The organism is Aliiroseovarius marinus (assembly GCF_050881025.1).
GTDB lineage: Bacteria > Pseudomonadota > Alphaproteobacteria > Rhodobacterales > Rhodobacteraceae > Aliiroseovarius > Aliiroseovarius marinus_A.
In genome coordinates this window covers 443,601-456,342 of sequence record NZ_JBNNXQ010000003.1, presented here as the reverse complement: position 1 = coordinate 456,342, position 12,742 = coordinate 443,601, and the positions used below count along the sequence as shown (strand labels likewise).

The 12,742-nt window shown below is 58.3% G+C and carries 15 protein-coding genes; 9 read left to right on the top strand and 6 right to left on the bottom strand.

Translation table 11 applies throughout. The annotated features are described in order from the left end of the window. Window positions 1–6: 6 nt before the first annotated feature. Window positions 7–462 carry a type II toxin-antitoxin system RatA family toxin gene (locus ACRY08_RS11470; protein ID WP_432450059.1) on the bottom strand — a complete coding sequence of 152 codons (456 nt, stop codon included), beginning with the start codon at window positions 460–462 and terminating at the stop codon, window positions 7–9. Window positions 463–532: 70 nt separating this feature from the next. Here ACRY08_RS11470 and hpt point away from each other — a divergent pair, with 70 nt between their 5' ends. Together hpt and ACRY08_RS11460 are read left to right on the top strand one after the other, a co-directional pair. Continuing rightward, window positions 533–1,087: a hypoxanthine phosphoribosyltransferase gene (hpt, locus tag ACRY08_RS11465; protein ID WP_432450058.1), complete on the top strand. Its 555-nt coding sequence runs from the start codon at window positions 533–535 to the stop codon at window positions 1,085–1,087. A gap of 3 nt (window positions 1,088–1,090) precedes the next feature. Beyond that, window positions 1,091–1,267: a hypothetical protein gene (locus ACRY08_RS11460; protein ID WP_432450057.1), complete on the top strand. Its 177-nt coding sequence runs from the start codon at window positions 1,091–1,093 to the stop codon at window positions 1,265–1,267. A gap of 126 nt (window positions 1,268–1,393) precedes the next feature. Here ACRY08_RS11460 and lipA read toward each other — a convergent pair whose 3' ends face one another. After that, window positions 1,394–2,344: a lipoyl synthase gene (gene lipA, locus ACRY08_RS11455; RefSeq protein ID WP_432450056.1), complete on the bottom strand. Its 951-nt coding sequence runs from the start codon at window positions 2,342–2,344 to the stop codon at window positions 1,394–1,396. A gap of 221 nt (window positions 2,345–2,565) precedes the next feature. On the opposite strand from lipA, the gene ACRY08_RS11450 reads away from it, so the two are divergent. Next, the gene (locus ACRY08_RS11450; protein WP_432450055.1) at window positions 2,566–3,111 is read left to right on the top strand and encodes a peroxiredoxin; all 546 of its coding nucleotides are present in this window, start codon (window positions 2,566–2,568) and stop codon (window positions 3,109–3,111) included. Window positions 3,112–3,599: 488 nt separating this feature from the next. On the opposite strand, the gene ACRY08_RS11445 is transcribed toward ACRY08_RS11450, so the two are convergent. The 3 genes from ACRY08_RS11445 to ACRY08_RS11435 are packed head-to-tail and all read right to left on the bottom strand — an operon-like array spanning window position 3,600 to window position 5,675. Next, on the bottom strand, window positions 3,600–4,124 hold the full coding sequence (locus ACRY08_RS11445; RefSeq protein WP_432450054.1) for a gamma carbonic anhydrase family protein: 525 nt from the start codon (window positions 4,122–4,124) through the stop codon (window positions 3,600–3,602). Beyond that, on the bottom strand, window positions 4,121–4,777 hold the full coding sequence (gene gmk / locus ACRY08_RS11440) for a guanylate kinase (protein ID WP_432450053.1): 657 nt from the start codon (window positions 4,775–4,777) through the stop codon (window positions 4,121–4,123). The genes ACRY08_RS11445 and gmk overlap by 4 nt, the downstream gene beginning before the upstream one ends. Before the next feature lie 4 nt (window positions 4,778–4,781). Continuing rightward, on the bottom strand, window positions 4,782–5,675 hold the full coding sequence (locus ACRY08_RS11435) for a YicC/YloC family endoribonuclease (protein ID WP_432450052.1): 894 nt from the start codon (window positions 5,673–5,675) through the stop codon (window positions 4,782–4,784). A gap of 192 nt (window positions 5,676–5,867) precedes the next feature. Between ACRY08_RS11435 and ACRY08_RS11430 the strand changes: the two genes are divergently transcribed. Further along, window positions 5,868–6,749: a PAS domain-containing protein gene (locus ACRY08_RS11430; protein ID WP_432450051.1), complete on the top strand. Its 882-nt coding sequence runs from the start codon at window positions 5,868–5,870 to the stop codon at window positions 6,747–6,749. A gap of 143 nt (window positions 6,750–6,892) precedes the next feature. Here the strand turns inward: ACRY08_RS11430 and ACRY08_RS11425 are convergent, their stop codons facing one another. Beyond that, entirely contained in the window at window positions 6,893–8,263 is a 1,371-nt protein-coding gene (locus ACRY08_RS11425; protein ID WP_432450050.1) for a class II 3-deoxy-7-phosphoheptulonate synthase, read from the bottom strand. Between the two features lie 240 nt (window positions 8,264–8,503). On the opposite strand from ACRY08_RS11425, the gene ACRY08_RS11420 reads away from it, so the two are divergent. The 5 genes from ACRY08_RS11420 to ACRY08_RS11400 all read left to right on the top strand — a co-directional run bounded on the left by ACRY08_RS11420 (window position 8,504) and on the right by ACRY08_RS11400 (window position 12,742). Further along, the gene (locus ACRY08_RS11420; RefSeq protein WP_432450049.1) at window positions 8,504–9,490 is read left to right on the top strand and encodes a GlxA family transcriptional regulator; all 987 of its coding nucleotides are present in this window, start codon (window positions 8,504–8,506) and stop codon (window positions 9,488–9,490) included. Window positions 9,491–9,501: 11 nt separating this feature from the next. Further along, window positions 9,502–10,011, top strand: a complete 510-nt coding sequence (locus ACRY08_RS11415) for a GNAT family N-acetyltransferase (protein ID WP_432450048.1) — start codon at window positions 9,502–9,504, stop codon at window positions 10,009–10,011. A 96-nt stretch (window positions 10,012–10,107) separates the two neighbouring features. Then, window positions 10,108–11,295, top strand: coding sequence for an ABC transporter substrate-binding protein (locus ACRY08_RS11410; protein ID WP_432450047.1), 1,188 nt, complete (start codon window positions 10,108–10,110; stop codon window positions 11,293–11,295). A 92-nt stretch (window positions 11,296–11,387) separates the two neighbouring features. Further along, a complete protein-coding gene (locus ACRY08_RS11405) occupies window positions 11,388–12,167 on the top strand; it encodes an ABC transporter ATP-binding protein (protein WP_432450046.1) in 780 nt (259 codons plus the stop codon). Further along, a complete protein-coding gene (locus tag ACRY08_RS11400; protein ID WP_432450045.1) occupies window positions 12,167–12,742 on the top strand; it encodes a hypothetical protein in 576 nt (191 codons plus the stop codon). Before ACRY08_RS11405 ends, ACRY08_RS11400 begins: the two co-directional genes overlap by 1 nt.

The following is a 12,742-nucleotide window of genomic DNA, read 5'->3' as shown; positions in this document are numbered from 1 at the left end:
CGGTGATTACACAGACGGGCCGTAAAGTTCTGCGGCCCGTTTTTCAAAAGCGGCCACGATCCGGTGCATGGCTTCGTTGAACACAAGCCCGATGACCTTTTGCAAAACCGCGCTTTTGAATTCGAAATCCACGAAGAACTCGACCTCGCACCCCTCCGCGTGATCTGCAAAAATCCAGTGTGATTTCAGGTATTTGAACGGGCCGTCCAGATATTCCGTATCAATACGGCGCAGCTCTTCATCCAACATCACCCGGCTGGTGAACCGCTCGCGGAACACCTTGAAGCTGATCACCAGATCGGCCTCCATCAGTTTGCGCCCATCAGGTTGATCCACCACCCGGCGCACCCGCGCGGCTGAATTCCACGGCAGAAACTCCGGGTAACGGCCCACATCCGCCACCAGCGCATACATCTGGTCCGCACTATGCGGCAGCACACGTTTTTCGCCATGGGTCGGCATTTGTGGTGTTTTCCCTTCTTTATTCGTTGCGTATGTCTTAGGAATACGAGCGGAAATCAAGGGGGAAGCCATGGCCCAGCGACCATATGTCATTGACACGATGATCTCGGCGAAACAGATCGCGGCGCGGGTCGAGGAATTGTCACGCGAAATCCACGACGAGTTTGACGGCACGGACAAGCTGATCGTGGTTGGGCTGTTGCGCGGCTCTTTCGTGTTTATTGCAGATGTGGTGCGCGAATTGGACCTGCCGGTCGAGGTCGATTTCCTCGAGGCGTCATCCTACGGAAACTCCACCGAAAGTAGCCGGGAAGTGCGTATTCTCAAGGACTTACGTGGCGAAATTTCCGGGCGGGACGTCTTGGTGGTGGAAGATATCGTCGACACCGGGTTCACACTGAAACATGTGGTTGGGCTGCTCAAAGCCAAGGGACCGCGCAAGCTCAGAACCATTGCGCTTTTGGATAAACCTTCGCGCCGCGAGGTGGATGTGAAAGCCGATTGGACCGGTTTTGAAATTCCCGATGAATTTGTCGTCGGCTATGGCATCGACTATGCGCAACGAAATCGCAACCTGCCCTATATTGGCAAGGTGCGTTTCCTATCTGATGGGCGCGAGGCGTAAGCCATGAACCTGCGCTGGCTCATGCGCATGTCCAAATGGGCGCGCAATCCGCCGTCCGAGAAGCAGGTGAAACTGTTTTTACTGGTGGTCGCGATCTGCTTTTCGCTTTTTGCCTACGAGTATTTCATCGGCGCACCCGAGTGGATGAAGCTCGAGCGCGTCAATAGGCGGTTCTGGTAATCCGAATAAAGCGTTTCGAGATTGACTTGAGACACAAGTTGATTTCGAAACGCCCACAACGTGGGTAGGTTCCGCGCGTTTCGTCTCATTTCTGCGCCTCGACAATAGGTCGAAACTCTTTAATGATCAGCTTCTTGCGAGCTTTTCTTCACGTGCTGCACGCAGCCGCTCAAAGTCATCGCCCGCGTGGTAAGAGGAGCGCGTCAGCGGTGTCGAGGACACCATGTGGAAGCCCTTGCCATAGGCGGCGGTCTCGTAATCCTTGAACTCATCGGGGTGCACAAACCGTTCGACCGCATGGTGTTTGGGCGTGGGCTGCAGATATTGCCCGATGGTCAGGAAGTCGATGTCCGCGGCGCGCATGTCATCCATGACCTGCAAAACGCCCTGCCGATCTTCGCCAAGCCCCACCATGATGCCCGATTTGGTGAACATCGAGGGGTCCATTTCCTTCACCCGCTGCAACAGGCGCAGCGAATGGAAATAGCGCGCGCCGGGGCGCACTTGCGGGTAAAGGCCGGGCACGGTTTCCAGATTGTGGTTGAACACGTCAGGGCGTGCTTCCACAACAATTTCAAGCACTTCTGGTTTGCATTTCAGGAAGTCCGGGGTCAGGATTTCAATGGTTGTCTTGGGCGACTGGTGGCGAATGGCGCGAATGGTCTGGGCGAAGTGATCCGCCCCGCCATCTTCCAGATCATCACGGTCCACCGAAGTGATCACCACGTGATTGAGCCCCAGTTTCTTCACCGCATTGGCCACCCGGCCCGGTTCAAACGCATCCAGCGTGTCGGGCTTGCCGGTGGCGACATTGCAAAAGGTGCAGCCGCGGGTACAGATCTCGCCCATGATCATCATGGTGGCGTGGCCCTGGCTCCAGCATTCGCCCGCGTTGGGACAGGCCGCTTCTTCGCAAACCGTCGCCAGATTGTTTTCCCGCATGATCTTGTGGGTTTCGGCATAAGCCTTGCCACCGGGCGCTTTCACCCTGATCCAGCTGGGTTTCTTGGGCTGTGCATTGTCTGGCCGATGCGCCTTTTCAGGGTGGCGGCTTTCGGGCAATTTCAGATCACGCATGGCTGTCCTCCGGGGCCAAAAGATGGGCTATATATATAGGCCTCGCGCCGCCAAGTCACCTTGAAAGCCACAAGCCCGCCATGTGTTTACAGCATAGCTACAGGCATTTTGACGCGTGCAGTGGAATCCCCGTTGAGTGGAATTTGGAAACGTTCTAATTCTCATCCCGACGCGCGCAGCCGATTCCCAGCCACGCGCCAAACTTAACAAGGATTTTTGACATGCAAGCAGGCGTAAACGTCCCCAACATCACCTTCCACACCCGCGTTCGTGATGAGAGCATCGGTGGCGACAACCCGTTCCGTTGGCAGGACATGACCTCGGACGATTACTTCAAAGGCAAGCGCGTTGTGCTCTTCTCGCTGCCCGGCGCGTTTACCCCGACCTGTTCGACCTACCAACTGCCCGGCTATGAGAACGGCGCTGCTGACTTTGCGGCCGAAGGCATCGACGAGATTTACTGCATGTCGGTCAACGACAGCTTCGTCATGAACGCCTGGGCCCGCAACCAGGAGCTGGAAAACGTGAAAGTCATCCCCGATGGCGCTGGCGAATTTACCCGCCTGATGGGCATGCTGGTCGACAAATCCAACATCGGCTTCGGCCCGCGTTCGTGGCGCTATGCTGCCGTGATCAATGACGGTGTTGTCGAAGCCTGGTTCGAAGAGCCCGGCCGCGAAGACAACCACGGCGAAGACCCTTACGGCGAAAGCGCGCCCGAGACTGTTCTGGCATGGCTGAAAGAAGCCAAGGAAGCTGTTGCGTAAGCGACTCACAACGTGACCAATGAAGGGCCGCTGATTTCAGCGGCTCTTTTCATTTTTGATTATGACTTAACCAAGGATGTATTGTCTGCTATGCGGACTTTATTGTTATGCAGAAAAACGTATGTCCTTGAGCTACATCTGTTAAATCTGAGTGGTTACCTTGACGAATGAAGACAGCAGAATATCCAAAAGGGTCACTGTTCTGATCGTGCTATGGCCCGCAGTCCTTTGGACGATCGGGTTTCTAGTTGCTCAATTGGCAAGACTTAAGGGGTGTACAATTTGGGCTAGAGGCCCTGAAAAGTGCGTTGTTTTCGGAGCGGACATTGGTGAGTTCATTTACCCTTTGTGGTCGCTCGGATTTTTTCTTCCATTTGTCGTCTTGTGGGTCCCATTTGGGTTGATAATTTTGGGAGTGGTCAGGTTCCTCAAAAGAAACTCTTTTTGAGGAATAAGTATTGTGTGGTCTGCAACATACTAGTTCGCATCTATCTGCCGACCGCCTTCAACCCCTTCAAAAACCGCGCCGCATTCGCCTGATAGCCAAGCGCCGAGGCCTCAAGCCCCTTGATCGCCGCTGCGTCCAGCTCGCGCACCACTTTGCCCGGTGCGCCCAGAACCATCGACCCGTCGGGGATCACCTTGCCTTCGGTCACCAGCGCCCCTGCCCCGATCAGGCAGTTTTTGCCAATGACAGCGCCGTTCATCACGGTGGCATTCATGCCAATGAGGCTGCCATCGCCTATGGTGCAGCCATGCAGCAGCACTTTGTGACCCACGGTCACATTCGTGCCGATGGTCAGGGGAAAGCCCATATCGGTGTGGAAGACGCAGTTTTCCTGCACATTCGAGCCTGCGCCCACATGGATCAACTCGTTATCGCCGCGCAAAGTCGAGCCGAACCAAACCGAGGCCTTGGCATCAATCTGCACTTTGCCAATGAGGTTGGCGTCCGACGCTACAAAAGCGTCGCCTGCAATCTCGGGCGCAATCCCGTCCAACTCGTAGATCATGTGCTTCCCTCTTCAAATTCGGTTTGTAGCTTGCGCACATGATCCAGCAGACGCGGCTGCTGGTTGCGGCGCTGGCGTGTGGCCTCGACAATGGTGATGAGCCGTTGCGCTGTGGCCTCCAGATCATCATTCACCAGCACGTAATCATAGCTGCCCCAATGGCTGATCTCGTCCCAGCTTTTCTGCATGCGTTTCTGGATCACATCGTCACTGTCCTGACCCCGGCCAATCAGCCGCGCGCGCAGCTCTTTGATCGAAGGCGGCAGGATGAAGATCGACAGGGAATGCGACGCCATGGAGGAATTGCGGATCTGCACCTCGCCCTGCCAGTCCACGTCAAAGAGCACATCTTTGCCCCCTTCGATGGCCTGTCGCACAGGCTCGGCGGGTGAACCATAGAAGTTGCCAAAGACATGGGCATGTTCCAGCATCTCGCCCTTGATCACCATATCCTTGAACTTCGGCTCATCGACGAAATGGTAATGCTGCCCGTCCACTTCGCCTTCGCGGGGGGCGCGCGTGGTGGCCGAGACCGAGAAGCTCAATGTCGGGTCCCATTCCATGAGCCGCTTGGCCAGCGTGGATTTCCCCGCGCCAGAGGGCGAGGACAGGATGATCAGAAGGCCGCGCCGTTCGTTTAACTGCTCGCTCATGTCGTTACTCCACGTTCTGCACTTGCTCGCGCATCTGATCGATCACATGTTTCAGGTCAAGCCCAATGGCCGTCAGCGCGTTGAATTGCGCCTTGGAACACAATGTGTTGGCCTCGCGGTTGAATTCCTGCATCAGGAAATCAAACTTGCGCCCGATGGCGCCTTCCGCGGCCAGCAGACTGCGCGCCGCCGCAATATGCGCGGCCAGCCGGTCCAGCTCTTCGCGCACATCCGTTTTCACCGCGATCACCGCAAGCTCCTGTGCCACGCGGTCAGGGTCGGCGCCATCCGTGTTGTCCATTACGCGGGCCAACGCCTCGCGCAGGGCCGTGGCTTGGGCCGTGTCACGATCGGACAGAAGCGCCTCGGCCTCGGCGACCAGCCGTTCGACCTCGTCCACCTGCCCTGACAACACGCGTCCCATGGCCGCCCCTTCCTCAGCCCGGGCGTCGCAGAAGGCGCTGACCAGTTCGGGCAATTGGGCGATCAGGGCGCGGGCGAGCGGGGCGTGATCGACCTCGGCTGCGCTGTCCACATCAATGACACCGCGCATCTGCGCAATGTCAGCAGGCGAGATCGGGGCCACCGGCAGGCCCTGCGCCTTGGCCTCGGCGGCAACAGAGGACAGTTGCGCCAGGGCACGCGCCAGCGCATCGGGGTTCAGGCTGGGCATGCCCGTTACATCGGCGCGGGTCAGTTTCAGCGAAAGCGACACGTTCCCGCGGGCGACCTTTGCCTTCAGGGCTTTGCGCGTGGCATCTTCCAGCCCCTCGATCCAGTCGGGCAGTCTGAGCCGCAGATCCAACCCGCGCGCATTGACCGCACGCAGGTCCCAGGTCCAGCTGAACCCTTCCAGCGCGCCAGTGGCGCTGGCATATCCTGTCATCGAGTTGGGCATGTGAAGTTAACCATTTGCTACGTTTTTCCACCAAATTCGATACGAACATGGCATATTAAGACATCAGTAAGGATTATCCGTCTATTCGTTAACAAACGGTCACCAGCTGGACAAGGCCAGCGTCGATCAGGAGATACGGACAGGCGGACGCGGCGGTTTTTACAGGCCGCGAAACGGAGCAAGGAACGCGCCATGAAAATCGAGTATCTCAAAAGCGGCAAGGTCGTGGACCTGTCATCGGCCCGTCGAGATCGCAAGTTCAAAGCCATCGCGCAGATCGAAACCTATTGGGATGCGCTGCGCAATGGGCGTTTGATGCCTGCACGCAGCGAAGTTGACCCGCGCGGTTTTGCCGACAGCCTGGCTTATGCCTTTGTTCTGGAACGTATTGCGCCGGGACTGGCACGCATTCGACTGGCAGGTCAGCACCTGAACGAGATTTTGGGAATGGAAGTGCGCGGCATGCCCATTTCAGCCTTTTTCCTGCCCGAGGCGCGGGCGGAAATTCATGAAGCGCTGGAAAACGTGTTTGAAAGCCCCGCGCGTGTCAATCTGACCCTGCGCACCAAGCCGGGCATGTTTGTGGCTGCCAGCGAGGCGCAGATCGTGCTGTTGCCGTTGCGAGACGAGACCGGCGCGGTAACCCGTGTTCTGGGGGCGTTGCAGGTCGAAGGCAAGCTGGGCCGTGCGCCCACCCGGTTTGAAGTGCGCGGCATGGAGGCCTCGCCTTTGCTGAGTGACACGAGCTTTCCGCAGCGCCTGTCCGATCAACTTGACGCAAATGTTCCCGATGCGGAACCGGCCGACGCGCCGAACACTGCGCGCCCGACACGCAGCTGGGAATTCAAACGCCCCTTGCACGAGGTATTTGATGTAGAGCGCGTGGATCTGAGCCCTGATGCCTCGGATGGCCCGACAGAGGGGCGCAAAACAGGCACAGATGGCTCTGCCAGCGCCGCGGACAAACGCGGGGCGCATATTCCGGGCTTTGCCGAACATGCTGAAGGGTTTGAAAAACGCCCCAAAGCCCCGACAAAACCGGGTCAGCATCTGACGCTGATCAAGAACGACTAGACATCAACCCGTTCTTGCCAGTCTGACAGGGATGATCCAAGCGGGCATGATGATACGCAGGGACGGAACGCAAAACACCCGGTCGCGAAGACCGGGTGTTTTCAGTTCTCATCGCCCGCACAGGTGGCATTAAGACATTTTCATCAGCTGGCTTTGGCGGCCAGTTGCCCCATGCGCAGATCGGACAGTTCTTCAGCGACCAAGAAGGCCAGTTCCAGCGACTGGCTGGCGTTCAGGCGCGGGTCGCAGGCGGTGTGGTACCGGTCTGACAGGTCTTCGTCGGTCACCGCGCGCACGCCACCGGTGCATTCGGTCACGTCCGATCCGGTCATTTCAAAATGAACCCCACCCGGCACCGAGCCTTCGGCTTTGTGCACGGCAAAGAACTCCTGAACCTCTTTCAGAACACTGTCAAAGGGCCGGGTTTTATAGCCCGAAGCCGATTTGATCGTGTTGCCATGCATCGGGTCACAGGACCAGACAACATTGGCGCCCTCTTCCTGAACGGTTTTGATCAGGCGCGGCAGGTGTTCGGTCACGTTTCCGGCACCGAACCGCGCGATCAGCGTCAGACGGCCTGCCTCGTTTTCCGGGTTCAGCTTTTCCAGAAGGATTTTCAGGTCTTCAGCGGTGGTGGTCGGGCCACATTTCAGCCCGATCGGGTTGATCACCCCACGCAGGAATTCCACATGGGCGCCATCGGGCTGGCGGGTGCGGTCGCCAATCCACAGCATATGCCCCGAACCAGCCACAGTTTTGCCGGTGGTCGCGTCCAGACGGGTCAGCGCCTCTTCATACTCGAGCAGCAGGCTTTCATGCGAGGTGTAGAAATCCACCGTCTGCAAGCTGTGCATGCGATCCGCGGTCACGCCTGCTGATTTCATGAAATCAAGGCTGTCCTGAATGCGTTCGGACATGGCGCGGTATTTCTCGGCCTCGCCGGATGCGGTGAAGTCGAGCGTCCACTGATGCACCTGATGCACATCGGCCAGACCACCCGTCGAGAAAGCGCGCAACAGGTTCAGCGTCGCTGCCGATTGCGTATAGGCCTGCAGCATTTTCTGCGGGTCCGGGATGCGGGCGTCCGAGGTGAAGTCCAGCTCGTTGATAATATCGCCGCGGTAGCTGGGCAGTTCCACACCATCCACCGTTTCCGTGGGCGCCGAGCGCGGCTTGGCAAATTGACCGGCCATGCGACCCACTTTGACCACCGGCACTTTGGCGCCAAAGGTCAGAACCATCGCCATCTGCAGCATCACTTTGAACGTGTCGCGAATGCCATCGGCCGAGAAATCCGCGAAGCTCTCGGCGCAATCTCCGCCCTGCAACAGGAAGGCTTCGCCGCGTGATGCACGTCCCAGCTCTTCGCGCAGACGCATGGCTTCGCCTGCAAAAACCAACGGTGGATATTTGGCAAGCTGTGCCTCAACATCGGCCAATGCGGCCGCGTTGGTATAGTCTGGCATCTGAACCCTTGGCTTGCTGCGCCAGGTCGACTTGTCCCAATCCGTCATGTCTTTGCTCCGTAAATCATCTTGTAAACCCGATCACCGGGCCGATCACCGTTCTACCTTGTCCCTGCGCTGCGTGCAAATAAGAGTTATGAGACAAGGGTGTGACGGGATATAGTGATGATGTGACGCTTTTGAAACCTGGGGTGCAACATGGTGCAAAATGCGTCTTGATGACGTGGCGCAAACCTGATGAAGTCCCCGCTACGCCAAGCCAAACCCACTGCAAAGAAGGTGAGTCGCATGAACAAACAGCCCCCCGCAACTGGACAGGCGCCGCGCCGGTTCGTCTTTGTGCTGGTGGAAGGGTTCACGCTGCTGAGTTTTGCAGGCGCGGTTGATGCATTGCGCATCGCCAACCGGGCCGCCGGGCGCGATATCTATGAATGGGTGATCATGACCGAAGGCGGCGCGGAAATCGCCTCTTCTGCAGGCCCGAGCTTTTATGCGGGCAGTGATCTGGAAGAGCTGAAACGCGACGATACCGTATTGGTCTGTTCGGGCGTGGACGTGCAAAAACACTGCTCTCCGAAGCTTTTGAACTGGATCCGGCGCGAAGCCCGGCGTGGCGTGCGTATTGCCGGGCTGTGCACGGCGGCCCATGTGCTGGCCAAGGCCGGGCTTTTGAACGACAAACGCGCCACCATTCACTGGGAAAACCATGACAGTTTCGCCGAAGAGTTTGACGAGGTTGAGCTGACCAAACGGGTCTTTGTCATCGACGGCAACGTGATGACCACGGCGGGCGGCACGGCCTCGATTGATCTTCTGTTGAAACTGATCGCCGAAGATCAGGGTGAAGATCTGGCCAATAACGTGGCCGATCAGCAGATTTATACCACCATTCGCACCGATCGCGACACACAGCGCCTGTCTGTGCCCACCCGGATCGGCGTGCGCCATCCAAAGCTGTCCGAGGTGATCCGAAAGATGGAGGCCAATATCGAAGAGCCGATCTCTCCATCCGTTCTGGCCGCAGAAGTCAGCATGTCCACCCGCCAGCTGGAACGCCTGTTTCGCCGCTATCTGAACCGCTCACCGAAACGCTATTATATGGAGCTGCGCCTGCAAAAGGCGCGCAACCTGTTGATGCAGACCGATATGAGCGTGATCAACGTGGCCCTGTCTTGCGGGTTCTCCAGCCCCTCGCATTTCTCGAAATGCTACCGGTCACATTACGACACGACCCCCTATCGTGAACGGGGTAGTCATGGTGCCAAACCGGTCTGAGGACAGATGGGATGATCACAACAGACCGTCTTTTGCTGCGCGCGCCCCGGCCTGATGATCTGCTGGCGCTGCACGCGGTGTTTTCGGACCCGCGCGCCATGGTTTACTGGAGCCACGCCGCCCATGACACCCCTGCCCGCACGCAAGACACCCTTGATGGGATGATCCGATCTTATCAAGAGACCGGTCTGGAATACGTGATCGAACATGACGGCGCGGTGATCGGCAAGGCCGGGCTGTGGCGCTTGGGGGAAATCGGCTATATCCTGCATCCCGATCACTGGGGCAAAGGTCTGGCCAGCGAGGCCCTGGCGGCAATCCTGCCTGCCGCGTGGGCGCGCCATGAAGAGCTTGCAGAAATCACCGCCGAGATTGATCCGGAAAACACGGCATCCGCGCGCCTCTTGACGCGTTTTGGCTTTCGGCTGACGCATTCGGCCCGGTCCACAATTCAGATCAATGGGAAATGGTGCGACAGCGCCTATTTCGCGTTGAAGCGTCCCGCGGCCCACAGCCCGTAACCCCGGTGTTTTTTGGGCAAATCCGCCGGTTCGGTCTTTTCTTTTCCGGATCGCTTGCCTAGGCTCACCGCCAGAATTTCCAATTGGGAGAGGAAAATGAAAAAACTACTTATGGCAACCGCTGCAACCGCTCTGGTCGGTGGCGCGGCACACGCCGATGGCCACGCCATCAAGCTTGGCACGATCCTTGGCTATACCGGCCCGATCGAAAGCCTGACCCCGCATATGGCGGGCGGCGCCGAGCTGGCAATGGAAGAAGTTTCGGCCTCGGGTCTGCTTCTGGGTGGCAAGACCGTCGAAAGCGTGCGCGCAGATTCGACCTGTGTGGACAGCGCCGCCGCCACGGCTGCTGCTGAAAAGCTGATCACCTCGGATGGCGTCAAAGGCCTGATGGGCCCGGATTGTTCCGGCGTGACCGGCGCGGTTCTGGCCAATGTGGCCCTGCCCAACGGCATCGTGATGATCTCGCCCTCGGCGACCTCGCCGGGCCTGTCGGATGCAGAAGACAACGGCTTGTTCTTCCGCACCGCCCCTTCGGATGCGCGCCAGTCTGACGTGATGGCGTCGATCCTGAAAGAAAACGGTGTTGGCTCGGTCGCTGTGACCTATACCAACAACGACTACGGCAAGGGCATGGCGGACGCGTTCAAAGCCGCCTTTGAAGCGGCCGGTGGTGAAGTGACCATCGTGACCGCGCATGAAGACGGCAAAGCCGACTACACCGCAGAAGTTGGCGCGCTGGCATCGGCTGGTGGCGACGTGCTGGTTGTGGCCGGTTACATCGACCAGGGCGGCGCAGGCATTGTGCGCGGTGCCATCGACACCGGCGCTTTTGACACGTTCCACTTCCCCGATGGCATGATCGGGTCGAACCTCGAAGCCAACTTCGGCAGCGATATCGACGGCTCAACCGGCCAGGTGCCGGGCACCGATAGCCCCGGTGCAGCCACCTTCGCTGAAATGGTCGGTGACAAGTTCGACGTGACCTCGCCCTATACCGGTGAAAGCTACGACGCGGCTGCGCTGATCATGCTGGCCATGCAGGCTGCCGGATCGGCAGAACCGGGTGACTATGCTTCGAAAGTGGAAATGGTTGCCAACGCACCGGGCGAAAAAATCTATCCGGGCGAACTGGCCAAAGGCCTTCAGATCCTGGCCGATGGCGGCGATATCGACTATGTCGGCGCCACCGCGGTTGAGCTGGTAAATGGCGGCGAAGCAGCCGGTTCTTACCGCGAGATCAAGATCGAAGGCGGCAAGATGCAGACGGTTCAGTACCGCTGATCTTTCGCAGTCAAAGCTAGAGGCAGCCCGGATTTTTCCGGGCTGTTTCAATATGATACGCAGCTAACTTAAAGTTGCGAGAGGGGAAGAACATGATCGTCATTGAAGACGTTCACAAGCATTTTGGCGGCTTTCACGCCGTCGATGGCGCCAGCCTGACCATTCAGGATCGCTCGATCACGGGGCTGATTGGCCCCAACGGCGCGGGCAAGACCACGCTGTTTAACGTGATCGCAGGCGTGCTGAAACCGACCTCGGGTCGGGTGACCATGGCGGGCGAGGATATCACCGGTCTGCCGCCGCATGAACTGTTTCACAAAGGTCTGCTGCGCACGTTTCAGATCGCTCATGAATTTGGCTCGATGACCTGCCGCGAAAACCTGATGATGGTGCCCGGCGCGCAATCAGGCGAGCAGCTTTGGAACACCTGGTTTGGCCGCAAACGGATCGCGGATGAAGAACGCGCGCTTCGGGCCAAGGCCGACGAGGTGCTTGAATTTCTGACCATTTCCCACATTTCTGATCTGCGCGCGGGCGAGATTTCCGGCGGTCAGAAAAAGCTGTTGGAGCTGGGCCGCACCATGATGGTCGACGCGCGCATCGTCTTTCTGGACGAGGTCGGCGCAGGCGTGAACCGCACGCTTCTTTACACCATCGCTGATGCCATCAAACGCCTGAACGAAGAGCGCGGTTACACGTTCGTCGTTATCGAGCACGACATGGATTTCATCGAAAAAATCTGTGACCCGGTCATCTGTATGGCCGAGGGCAAGGTTCTGGCCGAGGGCACATTGGCTGAAATCAAGGCCAACGAGCAGGTGATCGAAGCCTATCTGGGCACGGGCCTGAAAAACAAAAAGGAAGAGGCGTGATGCGCCTGCCCCTCCCCTTGTTTCCGGCCCTGTTTCTGGCCGCGCTCACCGGATTGTCGGCGCCTGCAATGGCAGCGGCCGAGAGCTGTACCAAGGACATTGACGGCATCCGCCTGTGCGCGCCCTTCAAAATCGGCACAGGCCTTCAAATGGGACAGATGACAAAGATTGTCCTGCGGGACGGCGCCAAGGATCAGCGTAACGTGTTGACCTATGTGGACAACACCTCGGACTTTGATCACCTTGCCACCCCATCTGACAAACTGACCGCCCTTCACACGGTACAGAAACGGGTCTGGACCAACACGTTCAAGAACCACCGTCTGGATGATCAGGGCCAACAGCCCATTCCCGGCGGTCACGCGATTGTCACGCAGCTGACCTCGAAGACCTGGCTGGGCAAGCAAAAAGGCGCGACCTGGACCTTTGGCACGGCGATCCTGTGCGACCGGGCGGTGCTGTTCGAGCTGTCTCAAAAGGACGGTGAAACTGACGCGGACCTGTGGGCGCTGGCCGGCGATCTGATCTCGTATCTACGCCACACAAACTATGACACAGAAAATGGATGCCAATGA

Coding starts and splice junctions, on each gene's coding strand:
- ACRY08_RS11400 (WP_432450045.1), top strand. CDS start 12,167: ATGCGCCTGCCCCTCCCCTTGTTTCCGGCCCTGTTTCTGGCCGCGCTC.
- ACRY08_RS11415 (WP_432450048.1), top strand. CDS start 9,502: ATGATCACAACAGACCGTCTTTTGCTGCGCGCGCCCCGGCCTGATGAT.
- ACRY08_RS11410 (WP_432450047.1), top strand. CDS start 10,108: ATGAAAAAACTACTTATGGCAACCGCTGCAACCGCTCTGGTCGGTGGC.
- gmk (WP_432450053.1), bottom strand. CDS start 4,777: ATGAGCGAGCAGTTAAACGAACGGCGCGGCCTTCTGATCATCCTGTCC.
- ACRY08_RS11445 (WP_432450054.1), bottom strand. CDS start 4,124: ATGATCTACGAGTTGGACGGGATTGCGCCCGAGATTGCAGGCGACGCT.
- hpt (WP_432450058.1), top strand. CDS start 533: ATGGCCCAGCGACCATATGTCATTGACACGATGATCTCGGCGAAACAG.
- ACRY08_RS11430 (WP_432450051.1), top strand. CDS start 5,868: ATGAAAATCGAGTATCTCAAAAGCGGCAAGGTCGTGGACCTGTCATCG.
- ACRY08_RS11470 (WP_432450059.1), bottom strand. CDS start 462: ATGCCGACCCATGGCGAAAAACGTGTGCTGCCGCATAGTGCGGACCAG.
- ACRY08_RS11420 (WP_432450049.1), top strand. CDS start 8,504: ATGAACAAACAGCCCCCCGCAACTGGACAGGCGCCGCGCCGGTTCGTC.
- ACRY08_RS11460 (WP_432450057.1), top strand. CDS start 1,091: ATGAACCTGCGCTGGCTCATGCGCATGTCCAAATGGGCGCGCAATCCG.
- lipA (WP_432450056.1), bottom strand. CDS start 2,344: ATGCGTGATCTGAAATTGCCCGAAAGCCGCCACCCTGAAAAGGCGCAT.
- ACRY08_RS11425 (WP_432450050.1), bottom strand. CDS start 8,263: ATGACGGATTGGGACAAGTCGACCTGGCGCAGCAAGCCAAGGGTTCAG.
- ACRY08_RS11450 (WP_432450055.1), top strand. CDS start 2,566: ATGCAAGCAGGCGTAAACGTCCCCAACATCACCTTCCACACCCGCGTT.
- ACRY08_RS11435 (WP_432450052.1), bottom strand. CDS start 5,675: ATGCCCAACTCGATGACAGGATATGCCAGCGCCACTGGCGCGCTGGAA.
- ACRY08_RS11405 (WP_432450046.1), top strand. CDS start 11,388: ATGATCGTCATTGAAGACGTTCACAAGCATTTTGGCGGCTTTCACGCC.